Genomic DNA, 17259 nt, shown 5'->3' on the forward strand with positions numbered 1-17259 from the left:
TGACTAATCAGCTGACGTCATTGAACGTGAAAATGTATCTAGATTATCACCCAACGCCTTATACACTCGAGATAAGGTTTTAAATGTCGTCGACAGACTTATTTTGTCGTTCTCTTTCAATGTTTGATAGGCCATTTCATTTGTATATGCCGCTTCGCTCATCGTAAGCTGAAGACCTTCGAGCAACAGTACAAAGTCGATAGTGGCGTTAATTAGCCCATCATGTTTTGTGACTAACAGATCACGCTCAAGCAAGGTAATGGATTGTGCATCCCTTAAGGTGCGTTGAATTCTACCCGTAATATCGTCCGTCGCTGGTACGGCTGTGATCAACGCGTGGTTCGCAAAGGTACTGTAGTATTTAATGCTTTGGCAGTCTGACACCCATTGAGATTGCGCTTGCGTGCCAGACGTTAGCGGTAAACTTGACTCGGCACACTGCCTGCGTAAAGCATCAATTTCACAGTGTTCAATATGAGCATTAGATAGCTGCGGTTGATCGAGCGAGAGTCGCGCTTCATTTCGTTTTCTACATGCGGCCTCTCCGGCCATCAATCTAGGAAGCCAACGATATTGTTCCATCAGCGCTATGAGTTTTTTTCGTTTTTCAGCATTCACTTTCTCGTCGTTGACAGCGGCAATCGAAGACGCAAACACAGTCATCGCAGCCTCAAAAAAACGGGGTCCACCAAAAAACGAAACAACCTTATCCAACTTTTTCGCTGCATCAAGTGCAGGTGCCATTGCCTCTTCGGTTTGCTTTTTTCCATCTGCATTAGCGATAGCCTCTAACGCTTTATAGTACGCAGACATCGCCAATGATGCCCGTTGCAAATAATAGGCATTGGCGATATCAGCGTATTGCACAGTAAAAGGGCTGGGAATGGTTAGCACGATGCGTGAGTCCGTATCAAACGCTGTTACTAAACTGCTCAATGCCTCTCGCGCACGCACAATTCGGCTTTGCTGAGGCTTGGATTCTTCATCGCCATGCTTAATGATTTCTTGATCTAGCACCGCCTCATTTCCACGTTGCGCCACGGCATCAATGTCAGATTGCGACGGAAGAGTGGGCACGTTGATTGTGCTGTCATTAGACGAAGAGCTGGATGAGGGGGCATCAACACAGGTTACATTATCAGCGCGGCAATCAAATATACGCGCAAGGTGGTCCGTTTCACTAAGCAAGTCCATATAGGTTGCCGTCACAGACTCGGCATTTCCCTGAATGGTTTCATATTGCGTGATAAACTCTGTGTCAGGTTTGCTGCTGCATCCAATCAACATCCAACACACGATGTAACCGAAAACATATCGCACAGTCCTCTCCCTTTGAACAGTTTTTGTAAGCATTATATGTTCAAAGTGTAGACGATATTTATACGAACGGCGGCAAGGGAAGTATAAAAGCCTGTCTAATCATTTTTAGGGAATTTATATTGCCTCGCACCATGAATTTCGCTACCCTCTCGCGCTTTATCTCGTATTTTTTTAAACATTTACCACGTATTGGCTAAATGGGATTCAACTAAAAGGATGTTCACTATGCGCATATTGGCTGCACTGGCTAGTCTTTCTCTTTCATTTTCTGCTCTTTCAGCAGGCTCATTAACCACATTAGATGTACAAGAAAACGTGGTGTTTTTTGAAACCAGTGAAACAAAAGCTACGTCACTGTCTTGCGTGTCTGCTGACAATGCCGCGTTATACAGCCTTTCGTTAACCAGTGACTCTGGCAAAGCGATGTATGCCATGCTAATGACAGCCATGGCATCAGGAAAAGCCATCGAGGTAACCAGCGCTGGCGATTGCGGGGTAGTTGATAAAGTGGAGCGCGCAGCCAGTATAAAATTCTCTGAAGCGAGCATGGCGACAACCAGTAAAGCGCGCTTCAAAGGGACGATATTGGAGAGTGCTGTATATACAAATGGGGCACTATATAATTTATCCGAAAACATGTCTTCAAGTCCTAACTTTTTTTTACAAGCCCCACATTCATCACTGAATAGAGGTATCTCAGGCCTTAATGCATTAAACAGAAAAAATCACATTGGAAGTGTAAATGCTACAGGATGGCTAACTGCGGTCATTTTGCCCGAATTTGTTAGAGGCACGAACTATACGCTTTTTGTAGAAATTGATGGCGTAACCTATAGCTTTACCGGTGAATACAGTGGAGGCGCACGAAATGGCAGACCTGTATGGGGCGCATTTTCAACTCCCCATGTTGTCAGCCGAGATAATCTTCAAAACATGTACTATCCTGTTCTAAAAACCCCAGAAGAAGTTATCAGCCTTGGTAAAGGCGTTCCATTTTATCGAAGCTTAAGAGTATTTTACCAGTTTGATACAGCCACCGCTTATTTAGACCGCGGTATCAAGCAGTACGCAAGTATTGATTTTATGTATGGCAATCCGCAATAGGTGGGCGGAATGAATCTTTCAAGCCTTAAATCCATACTGGGTATGGCGCTCCTATGGGCTAGTACATGCCCAATGGCACTTGCTGACAGCTTTATTTCAAGCGTTGAAATCAAAGACCAGTTTTTACTGTTTACGACTGGCACGCCTAAGTCCCATTCACTGCCTCAATGTGTTACCCCCGACAACGAGCAAGCCTGGGCCATTGCGATTAATACGAATACAGGAAAAAATATCTATGCGTTAGTGGTAATGGCAGCCAATACCGGAAAAAAAGTACGTGTAGAGTCAGCATTAGATTGTGCTGATGTAGAAGGTGTTGAACGCCCACTTCGCGTGCGCCTTAGCATGTAACATTATGAGAAAAGGATAGTCTCAACATGAAAATGGTATATTTCCTCTTAGCATGCCTGACATCGTCTATATCGGTAAGCACATTCGCTTCGGCTAGCTCATTATCGCAGAACGATGCGGGTCAGTGGGTGTCTCCTGTATTGAGCTACATTATTGATGCCCATTCTCCCCATATTACCAAACCGACAGACATAACGGTAAATCAACAGAACGATCAGACCGTCATACAATGGGGACAAACCGAAAATCACTGGTATAAAGTTGAAAAAGCAGTGAATGGTGGTGCTTATCAACGACTTACTGACTCTACCGACGCGTCTTTCATTGTGCCCGAGTCTCACAATGAGCGTTCAAAATATCGAATCGCAGCCTGCCTCAAAGACAGTGAAAATTGCTCAGACTGGGTAGCACTTACCCAGACATTTGGGCCGCTTCCAATCCCTGAATCACACACGCTTGAAGTCACGCAAACTAATGCGACACTCACGCTCACAAGTAATCATCAAGACTTTCATCCCGTACAGTACAAAGTTGAATTTCAACGCAATCAAACCGATTGGCAAACGTTTATAGTCACGGCCGAAAAAGAAATTGTATTTTCACCTGAGTTAACGGGTGAATATAAACTGCGTGCGTTTCTTTGTGTAGCTGAATCTGAGTTGACGTGCTCTACCGAAGCAATTGAAACAAATTCGTTCCAGCAAGTGGTTAGGCCGCCCGCTCCCGTTCTTGGTTTAAATCACGGTCAGTACAATGCGATCAGGGTGTTTTGGGAGCCTACACGTAATGCTACGAATTACCGAATCGATGTATACTCTGTGCACTCCCGATTAAAATTAGAATCATCTCTATATACATCGGAAACAGAATACACCTTCAACGATGCGTTACCGAGAGGCAACTTGTTGTATTTTATGGTGTATGCATGCACCGATACCCCCAATTTTTGTTCAGCTGCGAGTAATCAACAAACTACAACACCGTTACCATGGGGAGCACCATTGATTCCAAGGGTAGGGTTAAATCACAGGCAGCACAACCACATTCACATTCAGTGGCAAGCCGTACCGAATGCAAGATATTATCGCTATCGAGTGTCTGACAACGGCACAGTAGTATACGAACACTTCACCTACAAACTAGAACACACGTTTCCTGGCACATTGCCTGTGGGCAACCTGTTGGATTTTCAGGTTCAATCGTGTAGTGATGAGCACGACTGCTCAGCGTTTAGTAAGCCCGTATCCACATTTATCTTGCGTTATCACGATTCTCCCCCCCCGAGACCATTAACGATAGAAACAGATCTGCGAAGAATGGTGCAAGGGCAAGCGCAATCGTTTTCTTGGACAATGCCAGATTATTACGAAGCACCTGTTACATTCTCATTCTATGAAACAGACGACAAAGGAAATCGAAAGTTAATAAAGTCAGGTATTCAAAATACAGAAATTGAATACAACATTATTAATTACGGCGCGGTCACGTTTAGCGTAGAAGCCTGTCACGCAGAGTGGGGATGCGGAGAAGCGAAACCGTTAACGCGAGGTGTAGACAAAGCGCCAGTATTCGAGTTTAACTTTAGTCGACTTGTTGCCTATGTAAACGAGGAAATAACATTGCGATACTCAGTTCCAGAAAGGTACACATGCTTTACTGACAGCTTAGTACATGCATTTTCTGGAGCAGGGGAAAAACAGGTTATTTTCAAGGAACCTATCGAGTCTGAAATGCTTTGGCGATGCCGAGATAACCACCTCAGAGAAATTGACGTTATCAAGTCATTCCGTGTTTTACAAAGGCCGCTAGAATTGCCTCCGGGAAGCATCACATTAGCCTTCAGCAAGGCCACGGTTACGCTCTATCAACCAGTGGAGCTTCAATGGGACATTATTGATGGGGTTAGCTGTAAAAGTGCTCAGGTTGAAGGAGTTTTGACAGGTAAGGGTAAGCGACAAGTGACGTTCGAGCAACGTATAGAGCAAACAGTGGCATTTACTTGCGAAGACGCACAAAAGCGGGGACTAAAGATTCAGGTTCCCTTGTCAGTCTCTAAACTTAAAGCCCCTATTTTAAGACGTGGTAATTAAGTCATTCTTAAACTAATATAACTCCTCCCCACTAGCGTGAATGCATGTGGGGAGATGGCCTCTTAAATCGCCACATTGGCTTACCATTTTTCCGCCTCTAGCTAGAGCATTCTTTGATTGATTTTATCCTTCGTTTTGGTTAATCTCGCGTGCTTTTATTGTCATAACATTTACCACGTATTGGCTAAATGGGATTCAACTAAAAGGATGTTCACTATGCGCATATTGGCTGCACTGGCTAGTCTTTCTCTTTCATTTTCTGCTCTTTCGGCAGGCTCATTAACCACACTAGATGTACAAGAAAACGTGGTGTTTTTTGAAACCAGTGAAACAAAAGCTACATCACTGTCTTGCGTGTCTTCTGACAATGCCGCGTTATACAGCCTTTCGTTAAACAGTGACTCTGGTAAAGCGATGTATGCCATGCTAATGACGGCTATGTCCTCTGGAAAAGCCATTGAGGTAATCAGCGCTGGCGATTGCGGGATAGTTGATAAAGTGGAGCGCGCAGCCAGTATTAAATTCTCTGAAGCGAGCATGACCGCAACCAATAAATCACAATTTAATGGCACTATTTTAGAGAATATAAAAGAGCCAAATTTACCGCTTTACAACTCAAGCGGCTTTCTATCTCACGATAAAAGGTACTTTACGCATTCCAAAGATTCACCGAGCTATCGTGGCATGATCAATAACACTAATGCTCTCAATAGGGAAGTTTTTCTATCTGGAACGCCTGGTTCTGGTTGGCTTACGGCCATCATTTTACCTGAGTTGAAAAGAGACACAAATTACGCAATTATCGTCGAAATTGACGGTGTAGCGCATAGATTTGAAGGTAAATTTACACAGAATAGGCATAATGCAAGGCCAGTAATGGGATTATTTAAAGACACTCATATCTACACTCACAGTGTTGGTTCGGAAACGCTAGCATACGTTCTTGCTTCTCCGGCAGAGGTAGTCAGTCGCGGTTATGGTGTCCCATTTTATGAAAGCGTTAACGTCAAATTTCAAATAGATACGGCCCCTACGAATCTTGAATATAACGTAGAACATCATGGGAAAATAGAAGTGTTATTCGGCCAACCTACCCCCTAACTTGGCGTTAAAACGATGCATTATTTCTCTGTTACTATTGCGCTGTTGCTCACTTTTTTCAGTCACTCTTTTGCTTATGCGGGAGGGTATATTTCTGAATTTGAAGTCACCGACCAATTTTTGCACTTTTCCATTACCACGCCCAAAGCGCACTCTCTACCACAATGCGTTGCTTCAGATAAAGCTCAAAAATGGGCAGTTGCTATTAATACGCAGTCAGGAAAAAACCTCTATGCCGTTGTGATACTGGCTGCAAACTCCGGCAAAAGAATCAGCGTCACATCAGCGCACGACTGTGCTGATGTAGAGGGTATTGAGCGCCCGCTACGCATTAGGCTCAGTCAGTAATATCGCTGAAAAAGGATAGATACACATGAAATTGTGGAAATTTACATTAAGCCTATGGACGGTCTTAGTGTTAGGTTCAACGCCAGCACTCGCCGCATCGGCAAATAAAGCGAGTGATTGGCTACCACCTGTATTACTTTATATATTAGATGCTCAATCAATAGACGTCACCAAACCCAAGGATATTCTTGTTGAACAGCACGGTGAGGTAACAACGATTCAGTGGGACGCTACCAGCCATCATTGGTATAAAGTTCAAAAAGCAGTAAATGGCGGTGCTTATGGGTCAACCATGACAATGCCCGATTCCGAATTCACTTTATCTAATACCGATGAGGGCAGAGTAAAATACCGTATTGCAGCGTGCCTAAACAATAGTGATTCGTGTTCTGACTGGGTACAGGTTGAGAAAACGTTTGGCCGTATTCCTGCTCCGGAATCTCAAACCATTGAGGCTCAAATTCAAAATGCCACGATTAATATTACTAGCTCACATCATGATTTTTATCCCATTCAATACAAAGTGGAATTTAAAAGGAATCAAGATGATTGGCAGACCTACTCTCTTTCTCCCAATAAGCAAATAGCGTTTACTCCAGCACTGTCGGGGGAATATACTGTTCGTACATCTATCTGTGTAATGGAGTCAGAATTGGTGTGTTCATCGCCGGCCTCAGATTCTCTACCATTTCCAATTACCATTATGCCAACGGCTCCCTTTGTCACGCTCACTGCCGAGCCTGTTAACAAATATACCTTAACATGGGATCCTGTGGTTAACGCCACCAACTACCGTGTTGATATTTATCAGGCAGATTCAGGTCTAAAACATCTACGTAGAGATATTATTACCGAGACGCAGTTTAGCGTTAACGATACATTGCCACGCGGATCTATTATTTATTTTGCAATATATGCGTGTACAGATATTGCGTTCTTTTGTTCTGATATCAGTAATGAGCTCAGAGTCGAAACGATTAAACACAGTAAGCCGCAGCCGCCAACCATAACTAAATTTCATCATCAGGCACATAACCACATCTTGATCGAGTGGTCAGCGGTCGAGGGGGCAGCTTACTATCGCTACAATGTTCAAGACCATGGCACAGAAGTCATCGACTACTTTACCTATAATACAACGGTTACGTTCCCTGGTAATTTACCAGTTGGGAACTTACTCGACTTCAAGATTCAATCTTGCAATGAAGACCATATCTGCTCTGAATACAGCGAAACCAAGTCTACAACCATTTTGCCATACGCAGACTCACTTCCACCGCGTCCTGTATCTTTAGAAACAGAAGATATCAGATTAGTGGAAGGCCAAAGACAACGATTCGGCTGGAGAATGCAAGAAGGCTATAGTAAGCCTGTCACATTTTCATTTTACGAAACCAAACAGGGCCAAGAAAGCAAACTGATTCAGGCAGGTATTAAAGAATATTTGTTTGAACATGTCATTGAAAACAGCGGCGAGGTCACTTTCGAGGTACAAGCTTGCCACGCAGAACTTGGGTGTGGCCCGAAAAAGCCTTTGACTAAGCAGGTTGATGTAGCGCCAAATTTTGTTATTACATTAAATCGCTTAGCGGTTTATGTGGGTGAAGAGATTACTGTTTCCTATTCTATTCCTTCGCCCTACGCTTGCTCGGCGCACGGTGCATCAGAAACCTTGTCTCAAACAGGCAATAAGACCGTTACATTTATTGAACCTAACGAAGGCACTTTAACCTGGAATTGCACTGATGGATTTGGTCGCAACATCGTGGTTAAACAAACCCTTCATGTTCGCTTTAAACCACTAACCGTGCCTGAGGGTAGTATTGAGTTTGCGTTATCGACAACAAAAACAACGGTCGCTCAGCCTGTTACGCTTGATTGGCGCATTATCGCAGGCATTACATGCAAAAGTAACTTGCTGAATCGCGAATTTTCTAACAGCGGCTCTATGCAGCTGATGTACGTTACGCCAGAAGAAATGAATATCTTAATTCACTGCCAAAATGCAAATAACGAGGGGATGCAAATCACTCTACCGCTATCAATACAAAAATTACCCGCTCCAATTCTAAGGCGAGACACCGCAACATAATAGAAGAAAAGCAACGCCCCACTCTAGGATGGATTGGGGCGGACTTTTACTACCAAGGCAATGTTTCACCTAAATGGTAAAATGCTCCTGTTGCGCCATTTTCGTCTAACAATGCCAACTCAACCAAAGTTTTAGCGCCGTCTTCTACATGCATCGGCGCGGCATCTGTTCCTAAGTCAGTTTTGACCCAACCAGGATGGGCACTGTTCACTTTAACCGGCGTATCTAGCAAGCTTTGGCTTAATGCAATCGTGAACATATTTAATGCCGCTTTCGATGCGTTATACGCAAATGGTTTTACGGCTTCCCATCCTGAGCTCAGGTCAGCATTCACACTCACAGATCCCAAAATGCTGCTAACATTCACAATGCGACCTGCTTGGCTCTTTTTAATCAAAGGCAGCAATGCCTGCGTTAACGCGATCTGGCTAAACAGGTTAATGTTGAACGTGTCGGCCAATTCCGATTGTGAGATGGTTTGTGCATTATTTTGCACCCATTCACCTTCAACAATCACACCTGCATTGTTAACAAGAATATCTAAACGCCCAAAAGAAGCCTCAATGTGCTTGGCTGTAGCTTGAATATCTTCTTCACGTGTAATGTCTAGTTGGATTAAACCTGCAACAGGTGTTTTGCCCTGCCAGTCAGCTTTAATGCTTTCGAGCTTTGCCATATCTCGGCCCGATAAGATCACGCTCACGCCGTGATCCGAAAGCTGTTTCGCTGTCTCTAGACCAATGCCACGATTTGCGCCCGTTACAAGGGCAATTTTTGAATTCAACATACTCGTCATCTCTTCTTAAATATAAGGTAATTAATCACAGATTTGGGTGAGCGAAGATGCTACTTGAGCATCTTCAACATTTCTTCTGCTACCCCAATGGCAGACGCAGGGTTCTGGCCCGTTACCAATTCACGGTCTACAACGACATTGGCCTGCCAATCTTGTTCACTTTGCTTGTACTTGCCGCCTGCGTTAATCAAGGCATTTTGTGGCCAGTAAAATAACTCGCCCCCATTCAAGTAATACTGCTGAGCTTGTGCTTCTTCTGAATTACTGAATACCGTCATTTTGTATCCTGCATAGATCCAGTTTTTATCTCCTTTCGCTTTTTTACCCTTCTTCATTTCAGCTTCAAACTGTTCGCTATTAGGTAGCGCAGACAGCAGCGCAACGGGGCCATGGCAGACAAGACCTGTCGGCTTAGCTTCACCGTTAAAATATGCCAAGAATTCACCTAATTGGTCGTTTGCGACCAGATCCGCCATTGGCGCATGGCCCCCCGGCACAAATACCGCATCGAAGTTGTCTATTCCCATTTGCTCAATGCGAGAAAAGCTTACAACTGGGCTATGTTCAGCATCAGTAAGCATTAACTTATTGAGTAGCGATTTGTGAGCATTATATTGCGCTTGATCATTTTGAAAATGCGCAGGAGTATCAGAATTAACATCAAGTGTTGGGGCTAACCCGTTAGGCGTCGCGAACGTCAGTGTATGACCCGCTTCTATAAACAATTTAACCGGCTCCATCAACTCATTTAGATAGAATCCCGTTCTATACTGCTGACCGCCTTTCAGTGTCATTTCAGAGACGTCTGACATAACAATCAGAATGTCATCTGCCATCGACAAAGGGCTAAACAGCAATGCCGCTAAAGAAAGTGTCGTTTTAAGTTTCATAACGTGTCCTCTAAATAAGGTTTGTGTAAAGACGAGGCACATTCTAAAATCAAACAAAATTGAAACAATCACCTAAAATGAAAATGAATGTTCGTAATTTGGAAACAGTAAACTTACGCGGGCTAATGATCTTTGCGACGTCTTGCCAAACCTTAAACCTCACTCAATGTGCGGAAATGCTTGGCATACCCAAATCTACCGTCAGCAAGGAGATCACTAAACTAGAACAGCATTTCAACACCAAGTTACTCGAACGTTCAACGCGAAATGTGTACATCACAGAGTCAGGCAAAATTGTGTATCAACACGCGATGCAAATGATGGATAGCGTAAAAACGTTGCATGATGATGTACGCACGATGGAGGAACAGGTACAAGGACTGATTCAAATCAGCGCACCTCCGGTATTGGGAGAAGTAATATCAACCTCACTGATCCCTGAGTTTTTATCGCGCTGGCCGAAAACATCTATTCGTCTGAATTTGTCTTACAGTTTCGAAAACCTCTTCAGTGAAGGGTTAGATCTGGCCCTGCGCGTGGGAAAAGTGCACGACGACAGATTGGTGAGCAAGCAAATTGGTATGTCTGCTCGCTATTTAGTAGCAAGCCCTGGTTATATTAAAGTACATGGTCAACCTGAAACGCCTGCGGCTTTGTCGCAACATAATTGTCTGCGCTTTACCTTTCATCATGGCGAAAGTGAGTGGAGTCTAACGTCAAATAGCGACACACAAGTGGTGCTGGTCAATGGCAACTTCTTCTGTCCCAGTATTCCTGCTCTTAGACAGGTCACATTGCAGGGCAGTGGCATCGCGCAATTGCCAATTAGTGCTATTCGGGAAGATCTACAAACTGGCAACTTAATTCGAGTTCTCCCCGAATGGCGCGTACCTCCTAACCCCATATATGCCATGTACCGAAGTGGTTTAAATAAACCTAAGAAACTACAGGCCATGCTGAACTTTTTAGAAGAAAAGAAAGACATATTTTCACTTAGTCTTTAGCACAACCATTAAAGGAGTAGGAAAAGCTCAACATATTTCATTTGTTTCAATTTTACGAACAGTTGATTTCCAAAATGGCCATTGTTTCACTGATGAATCCCTTTTAGGCTGTCGGTATTCGATTTTTACTGATTTGGGAGTCACGATGGCTGACGCTACGTTTACCACTACTGATTTACATACCGGCATTCAACTTGGCAATGTACAACTGAACAATCGCATTATTATGGCGCCACTTACCCGCACACGTGCTGATGGCGACATGCCAACCCCATTAATGGCGCAATACTATGCACAACGCGCCAGTGCAGGGCTGATTATTGCGGAAGCGACCGCAGTCGTGCCAAACGCCGCCGCTTTTCTTAATGGCCCAGCTATTTATTCGCAAGCTCACATTGATGCGTGGAAGCAGGTCACCGCTGCAGTTCATGATGAAGGAGGAAAGATCTTTCTTCAACTTTGGCATGGCGGACGAGCCTGTCACCCTGACTTAAACAACGGTATTGCACCAGTGGCAGCAAGCGCTTTGGCCATCACCAATGATATGGCAACCACTGCCAATGGCAAGCAACCCTACACCCTACCTCGAGAATTAACCCAACCTGAGATCGCCGACATTGTCGAAGGGTTCAGACAAGGTGCAGAGAATGCCAAGTTGGCTGGGTTTGATGGCGTTGAGATTCATGCCGCAAACGGCTATTTACTGGATAATTTTTTAAGAGATGGCAGTAATCTTAGAACAGATAAATACGGTGGCAGCATCGCTAATCGGGCTCGACTGCTACGTGAAGTCATAGACGCGGTCTTCACCGTATGGGACGCCGGTAGTGTAGGCGTAAGAACGTCGCCGTTGAATGGCTTTAACAGTATGAAAGATAGCAATCCAATTGCACTTACTCAGTGGTTAGCTGAGTATTTTAACCCGCTAGGATTAGCCTATTGGCACCTGATGCGACACGACTTTTTACAACAACAAAAAGGCGATGTATTAACTGTCGCAAGACAATCCTTTCATGGCAATCTGGTCGCGAATATGGGCTACAGCGCGCAGGAAGCGAACGAAGCCATCAACCAATCAAACGTTGATGCTGTCGCATTTGGCGTACCATTTATTTCTAATCCTGATCTAGTCGACCGATTTGCAGTCGATGCTGAATTAACAGAAGCCGATCCTTCAACGTTTTATATCGGTGGGCGTACTGGCTATGTTGACTATCCACGATTAGTTGATGCAACGCTCTAGCCTAAAGCAGGTAACCTCTTTTTCTCTCCGGCGTCACTTGTAACAGGGTGGCGCTTCCCCATGGGTTAATATCAGCGATAGCTAACATTACGCCCAGCATCTATGACTTCTCAGTTCGTGACGTTTGAAATTATGCTATAGTGCCGAGAGTATCTTGTTGCGTAAATTAGTTATGGCTGAAAAAGACTCTCTACAACTCGTCACCCATCACAATCACTGTGGTATTGCAGAAGCGCTTCAGTTTTTTGGCGATCGCTGGAGTTTATTAATCATCCGAAATGTATTGATGGGCATAGACCGATTCGACGCGTTACAAGAGGATTTGCAAATATCACGCAACATTTTAACCAAGCGCCTGAACGCATTAGAAAGTGATGGCTTTTTACTAAAAACGCCCGTAAAAGAAGGCTCAAAGCGGCACCGTTATGCACCAACAGAGAAAAGCCTTGCACTCGCGCCAGTGTTAATTGCGATGATAGAATGGAGCCAACACTGGGGTGATACGTCAAAATCATGGTCCAGTGTTGTAGATGCCAAAACCGGCCAGGCCGTCAAGACGAAAATAGTCAATCAAGACGGCGAAGAAGTAACAACATCACAAATGAAAATTAACCTGTAAATACAACATTCTATCCGTATCGTTGATAGTAAGACTCAAGCCACGCCGCTTCTTCTCCTGGCTCAGGCATGATTGCCCCTCCTTCAATCACGCAGTTTGCTGGTACATCTAGCAATTCCGTTTGAACCAAGTCTGCATTAATCGACATTGCCTCTGCAATGTGTTTGGCAAATGCTGTTTTTAAGCGTGCTTTGACATCATCAGAACGTCCGCTGCGAATTGAGCCTAAAACATGGGCTTTGCAGCCCTTTCTTAACTCAATACCAAATGAAAAAATCACCTGAACAAACATTGCTGGCGCAAGCGTGACCGCACAATGTGTATCGGTTATCCCGTTCACTATACGTTGCTTACTCGGCGCATCAAGCGCTTGCTTGGTTGTCACTGTATACAAAGGCACTACTTCACCTCAATTAAGTAATTAATCATACGTTTACGCTATTTTCGAAACGCCCAGTTTTGAACTTTGCTCGCAGCACACGCAATAGTACTCGTGCTATATAGCGAATTTTACCTACTCCTGACGTACGGTTAACGCTTGCTTTCATAAACGTATCCAGTAAAGACACATCTGTTGCGCTAATCACCACTTTATGCCGTTCAACATTCGCATGTTTCACCCATATCGCTAGCATGTCGTGTAAAAATTGCTGCCGTAGGGTGTTTGTTGTTCCGTCAGGAACCGGTGCTGCTACAGTCGGCACAGAAGACGACTCACGCGCCACGTACGCCTGCCCTCTCGGGATCAGCATCCACACTGTTTTAATCGAAATGGCTTTACCAAAATGCTCTGCGTAGAGGCGCGAAAATTCGGCTTCCAGCTGATTTTTCTGAGTATCCTCTAAGCTGTTTTCTTCAAGGTATATCACGACCTTTAAACTCATAACGTATGTCAACACCCAATAAGTTCCAAATGAGAACCCTTAACATACTATCAATTAGTTCTCTTTTGCAACTACTGTTAATGTGATTAAACTAGGATATAAGAAGAGCGTATTAAAATATTAAGCAACTACAATGGCTTACGAAGTGTAGAGGCTTTCTCCGTTAATTTTAATTAATCTTGCCTATGCCGTTGATATTTTTTGACTGTACGAGGCGGCTATATTCGTGTATAAAACCCGCAAATATTTGGAGCCATCAAGGGAATGGGATTCTTCAGATCCTTTCATTTGAGACACAAGCAGTAACCCACTGTCCAAAATATCACTACTAAATATAACAAGTCGTAAGGATAGACTTTATGAAAAAAAATATAACACTGAGCTTAGTTGGGCTACTCGTTGCAGGTGCGCTTTCAGGTTGTGCATCGACGACATCAAAAGTAGTAGAAACCCCCACTGTTGAAAGTTACAACACACACTATACCGGCGTAAAAAGTAAGCTTGCGGTAGGTCAATTTGTCAATCGCTCAAGCTTTCAAAACGGTATCTTTTCGTCTGGCATTGACCGCTTAGGTAGCCAAGCTAAAACGACGTTAATGAGCCATTTGCAGCAAACTAACCGTTTTAGCATTCTTGATAGAGACAACATGGATATGTTGGCGCAAGAAGCGGCGAGAACAGGCGCTAACCAAAATATTGCTGGGGCACGATTCGTCGTCACAGGCGATGTCACTGAATTTGGTCGCAAAGCCATTGGTGACAAGCAGCTGTTTGGCATTCTTGGGAAAGGTAAATCTCAAATTGCATATGCGAAGGTCACGTTAAACATTGTCGATGTAACGACATCCGAAGTGGTTTACTCAGTACAGGGTGCGGGAGAGTACAGCCTTTCTGAACGTGAAGTCATTGGTTTTGGTAGCACAGCAAGCTATGACGCAACGTTAAATGGAAAGGTATTAGATCTGGCCATACGTGAAGTGGTTAACAAACTAGTAAAAGGCATTGAAACAGGAGCTTGGAAAGTATAATGCTTAAGTCAACAAAACATCTATTATGCGCTGCGGCAGCAGTGTTTGTAGTTAGTGGGTGTAAGGTAACTGAGCCGACTTATTACCACGGTAATTTCAACAGTGCAGTCTACAGCTATTTTAAAGCTGAAGATGTCAGCATTGAAGAGCAGATTTTGCAAGTACAGGAAATTATCCAAACTGCAGAAGTAAAAAGTAAACCCGTAGCACCTGGTGTACATGCGCATTTAGGTATGCTGTTTTTTGAAGCTGGCAACGCTGTGCAAGGATTAGAGCATTTCCAAATGGAAAAAACCTTGTTCCCAGAATCAGCTCAATACATCGACTTTTTGCTGAAGTCGCTCAAGGAGGTGTAATATGCGCTCAATTCAACTTCTACTTATAGCGATTACGGCTTTAGTGCTTACAGGCTGTATGACAACCCCAGGTTACGATTACACTGCGTTTAGAAACGCCGATCCACACTCTATTGTGGTGCTTCCACCGATTAACAACACACCAGAAGTGATAGCCCCATATAGTTTGATGTCTCAGGTTAGCGCTCCTATTGCAGAGTCAGGTTACTATACATTTCCTGTTGCACTAGTAGACCAAACATTTAAGAACAACGGCCTTACTGTTGCCAATGATATTCATGCCGTACCAACACCAAAGTTACATGAAATTTTTGGTGCAGATGCTGCACTTTACATCACGATTGAAGAATACGGCACAAGCTATGTTGTCATTTCAAGCGAAACGATCGTAACTGCAAATGCTACCCTCGTTGACTTGCGCACTGGTACTGTGCTTTGGCAGCACAATGCAACCGCATCATCTGCGGAAACACGCAATAGCAATGGTGGAGGATTAGTCGGTATTTTGGTAGAAGCTGCGCTTAATCAAATTCTAGAAACAGTGATGGACCACGGATTTAACATCGCAGGTCTAACATCAAACCGCTTACTATCTTCAGAATCCCACAATGGATTGCTGTATGGTCCTCGTTCACCTAAATACGGGCAACCGGCAGTAAGTGAAAAGAAATAACCTAGGTATGCACTAGCATTTCCTATCAACAAAAGCGGGCTCGTGAAGTGACCCGCTTTTTTTTCAGTGAAATCTACTACCCTACACTTTTCGTGCAAGATATTGACGTTCGCTACGATATTAATTTTGCTCTCACTCAGTGCCTTAAAAAAATATCAAACCAAATCAACTCATTATCATATTAACTCTGCTTACATTTGCTAAACGCAATATTTTCACCTTTACTACGTAATAGTCTTTCTCTGCCTTACTGACTGCCCAGCGTCTTTTTAATCAACTGATTTTTAAGACAATTTTATAACGATGCAACCAAACCAACCTATCTAGTTCTTTAGGGGTAATCACCACAAGGAGATAGATGTGACAAATTCAAATGAAGGTAAAGGAAAAGGCCGCAAAGCTTCGCCCAAACAAACAACATCTCGAACTAAACGACAAACAACCACAACAAAAACGACCGCGAGCAAGAGTAAAGCAAGTAAGTCAACGACTAAAAATCAAACTGACGATAGCTACAACGCCTTACTCATCGCATTGTCTGATGCTGCGACCGACTATTTACAAGCTCATCCTTCTGCCTCAACGGATGCCTTCAAAAAAGATCCGTATTCATTCGTAGATAAAGCCATTGCGGGTGGGATAAAAAAAGAGGAGTTAGTAGGGATATTCCTCTCTATGTTGAACAGTATTCAGTCTATCAACACGATGAATACTCAAATATTGGAGAAAGCAAATATGGAAAACGAAGAATCAAACCCTGAGTCTTCAATGGGAGGGAGTACTGCGGGTACGGCTGGCACCGGAGGGTGTCTGGGGTCAGTCTGTGGTACAGCAGGTAGTGCGTTCACCGTGGGCACGGCTGGAAGTGCAGGTGCAGCCTCGTCAACACGACTCACTGGTGCCACACTTGGAACCGTAGGTTCGATTGCTACCTTAGGCGCTGGCTCAAGCCAGTCAACGGTGGGAGGCGGAACCGCCGCAACGATTGGTTGTGTTGGCAGTGTCGGCTCAGTGTGTGGCACCGCAGCATCCTTTGCAACAGCGGGTACGGCTGGGTCTGCGGGGGCAGCCACATCAACACCACTTCGCGCTGGATCTTACAGTGCATCAATGGGCCCTGTTGGCGGCTCAACATGGGGGTCAGCAGCCTCAGCAGGCAGTGTCGGTACGTTTTGCGGTACGGCTGGCTCAGTAGGCACGGCGGGTACAGCAGGTTCAGGCGGCGCAGCATCAACACCGCTTGGCGGTTCAACCGTTGGTACTGCTGGCAGCGTAGGCTCTGTTGGCTGCTTCTGTGGATGCGCAGGCACCTTTGCGTGTTCTGGCACGGCAGGCTCTAAATAACCTAACTCAACAGGCC

General features: G+C 44.3%; 18 protein-coding genes. 13 read left to right on the top strand and 5 right to left on the bottom strand.

Annotated features, from left to right (window positions below; translation table 11 throughout):
• Nucleotides 1-3: 3 nt before the first annotated feature.
• Nucleotides 4-1320, bottom strand: a complete 1317-nt coding sequence (locus OE749_RS01645; RefSeq protein WP_263710600.1) for a hypothetical protein — start codon at nucleotides 1318-1320, stop codon at nucleotides 4-6.
• A 225-nt stretch (nucleotides 1321-1545) separates the two neighbouring features.
• On the opposite strand from OE749_RS01645, the gene OE749_RS01650 reads away from it, so the two are divergent.
• The 6 genes from OE749_RS01650 to OE749_RS01675 all read left to right on the top strand — a co-directional run bounded on the left by OE749_RS01650 (nucleotide 1546) and on the right by OE749_RS01675 (nucleotide 8406).
• Nucleotides 1546-2424, top strand: a complete 879-nt coding sequence (locus OE749_RS01650) for a hypothetical protein (RefSeq protein ID WP_263710601.1) — start codon at nucleotides 1546-1548, stop codon at nucleotides 2422-2424.
• Nucleotides 2425-2433: 9 nt separating this feature from the next.
• Nucleotides 2434-2775, top strand: coding sequence for a hypothetical protein (locus OE749_RS01655; RefSeq protein ID WP_263710602.1), 342 nt, complete (start codon nucleotides 2434-2436; stop codon nucleotides 2773-2775).
• Nucleotides 2776-2801: 26 nt separating this feature from the next.
• Nucleotides 2802-4865, top strand: a complete 2064-nt coding sequence (locus OE749_RS01660; protein ID WP_263710603.1) for a hypothetical protein — start codon at nucleotides 2802-2804, stop codon at nucleotides 4863-4865.
• Between the two features lie 216 nt (nucleotides 4866-5081).
• Complete coding sequence (locus OE749_RS01665) at nucleotides 5082-5966, top strand: hypothetical protein (protein WP_263710604.1); 885 nt, start codon at nucleotides 5082-5084, stop codon at nucleotides 5964-5966.
• Between the two features lie 15 nt (nucleotides 5967-5981).
• Nucleotides 5982-6314: a hypothetical protein gene (locus tag OE749_RS01670; RefSeq protein ID WP_263710605.1), complete on the top strand. Its 333-nt coding sequence runs from the start codon at nucleotides 5982-5984 to the stop codon at nucleotides 6312-6314.
• 25 nt (nucleotides 6315-6339) lie between these two features.
• A complete protein-coding gene (locus OE749_RS01675; protein WP_263710606.1) occupies nucleotides 6340-8406 on the top strand; it encodes a hypothetical protein in 2067 nt (688 codons plus the stop codon).
• Nucleotides 8407-8455: 49 nt separating this feature from the next.
• Here OE749_RS01675 and OE749_RS01680 read toward each other — a convergent pair whose 3' ends face one another.
• Together OE749_RS01680 and OE749_RS01685 are read right to left on the bottom strand one after the other, a co-directional pair.
• Nucleotides 8456-9193, bottom strand: coding sequence for an SDR family oxidoreductase (locus OE749_RS01680; protein ID WP_263710607.1), 738 nt, complete (start codon nucleotides 9191-9193; stop codon nucleotides 8456-8458).
• Nucleotides 9194-9252: 59 nt separating this feature from the next.
• Nucleotides 9253-10092: a type 1 glutamine amidotransferase domain-containing protein gene (locus OE749_RS01685; RefSeq protein WP_263710608.1), complete on the bottom strand. Its 840-nt coding sequence runs from the start codon at nucleotides 10090-10092 to the stop codon at nucleotides 9253-9255.
• 77 nt (nucleotides 10093-10169) lie between these two features.
• On the opposite strand from OE749_RS01685, the gene OE749_RS01690 reads away from it, so the two are divergent.
• From OE749_RS01690 to OE749_RS01700, 3 genes are all read left to right on the top strand, one after another.
• Complete coding sequence (locus tag OE749_RS01690) at nucleotides 10170-11096, top strand: LysR family transcriptional regulator (RefSeq protein ID WP_263710609.1); 927 nt, start codon at nucleotides 10170-10172, stop codon at nucleotides 11094-11096.
• Between the two features lie 145 nt (nucleotides 11097-11241).
• On the top strand, nucleotides 11242-12339 hold the full coding sequence (locus tag OE749_RS01695) for an alkene reductase (protein ID WP_263710610.1): 1098 nt from the start codon (nucleotides 11242-11244) through the stop codon (nucleotides 12337-12339).
• A gap of 157 nt (nucleotides 12340-12496) precedes the next feature.
• Entirely contained in the window at nucleotides 12497-12958 is a 462-nt protein-coding gene (locus OE749_RS01700; RefSeq protein WP_263710611.1) for a winged helix-turn-helix transcriptional regulator, read from the top strand.
• Between the two features lie 10 nt (nucleotides 12959-12968).
• On the opposite strand, the gene OE749_RS01705 is transcribed toward OE749_RS01700, so the two are convergent.
• Together OE749_RS01705 and OE749_RS01710 are read right to left on the bottom strand one after the other, a co-directional pair.
• Nucleotides 12969-13358 carry a hypothetical protein gene (locus tag OE749_RS01705; protein WP_263710612.1) on the bottom strand — a complete coding sequence of 130 codons (390 nt, stop codon included), beginning with the start codon at nucleotides 13356-13358 and terminating at the stop codon, nucleotides 12969-12971.
• 25 nt (nucleotides 13359-13383) lie between these two features.
• Complete coding sequence (locus OE749_RS01710; RefSeq protein WP_263710613.1) at nucleotides 13384-13842, bottom strand: hypothetical protein; 459 nt, start codon at nucleotides 13840-13842, stop codon at nucleotides 13384-13386.
• 359 nt (nucleotides 13843-14201) lie between these two features.
• Here OE749_RS01710 and OE749_RS01715 point away from each other — a divergent pair, with 359 nt between their 5' ends.
• From OE749_RS01715 to OE749_RS01730, 4 genes are all read left to right on the top strand, one after another.
• Nucleotides 14202-14870 carry a CsgG/HfaB family protein gene (locus OE749_RS01715; protein WP_263710614.1) on the top strand — a complete coding sequence of 223 codons (669 nt, stop codon included), beginning with the start codon at nucleotides 14202-14204 and terminating at the stop codon, nucleotides 14868-14870.
• Complete coding sequence (locus OE749_RS01720; protein ID WP_263710615.1) at nucleotides 14870-15226, top strand: DUF4810 domain-containing protein; 357 nt, start codon at nucleotides 14870-14872, stop codon at nucleotides 15224-15226. Before OE749_RS01715 ends, OE749_RS01720 begins: the two co-directional genes overlap by 1 nt.
• Nucleotide 15227: 1 nt before the next feature.
• Nucleotides 15228-15899 carry a DUF799 domain-containing protein gene (locus tag OE749_RS01725; RefSeq protein WP_263710616.1) on the top strand — a complete coding sequence of 224 codons (672 nt, stop codon included), beginning with the start codon at nucleotides 15228-15230 and terminating at the stop codon, nucleotides 15897-15899.
• Nucleotides 15900-16259: 360 nt separating this feature from the next.
• Complete coding sequence (locus tag OE749_RS01730; protein ID WP_263710617.1) at nucleotides 16260-17243, top strand: hypothetical protein; 984 nt, start codon at nucleotides 16260-16262, stop codon at nucleotides 17241-17243.
• Nucleotides 17244-17259 lie beyond the last annotated feature (16 nt).

The sequence above is a fragment of the Fluctibacter corallii genome, assembly GCF_025751585.1.
GTDB lineage: Bacteria > Pseudomonadota > Gammaproteobacteria > Enterobacterales > Alteromonadaceae > Fluctibacter_A > Fluctibacter_A corallii.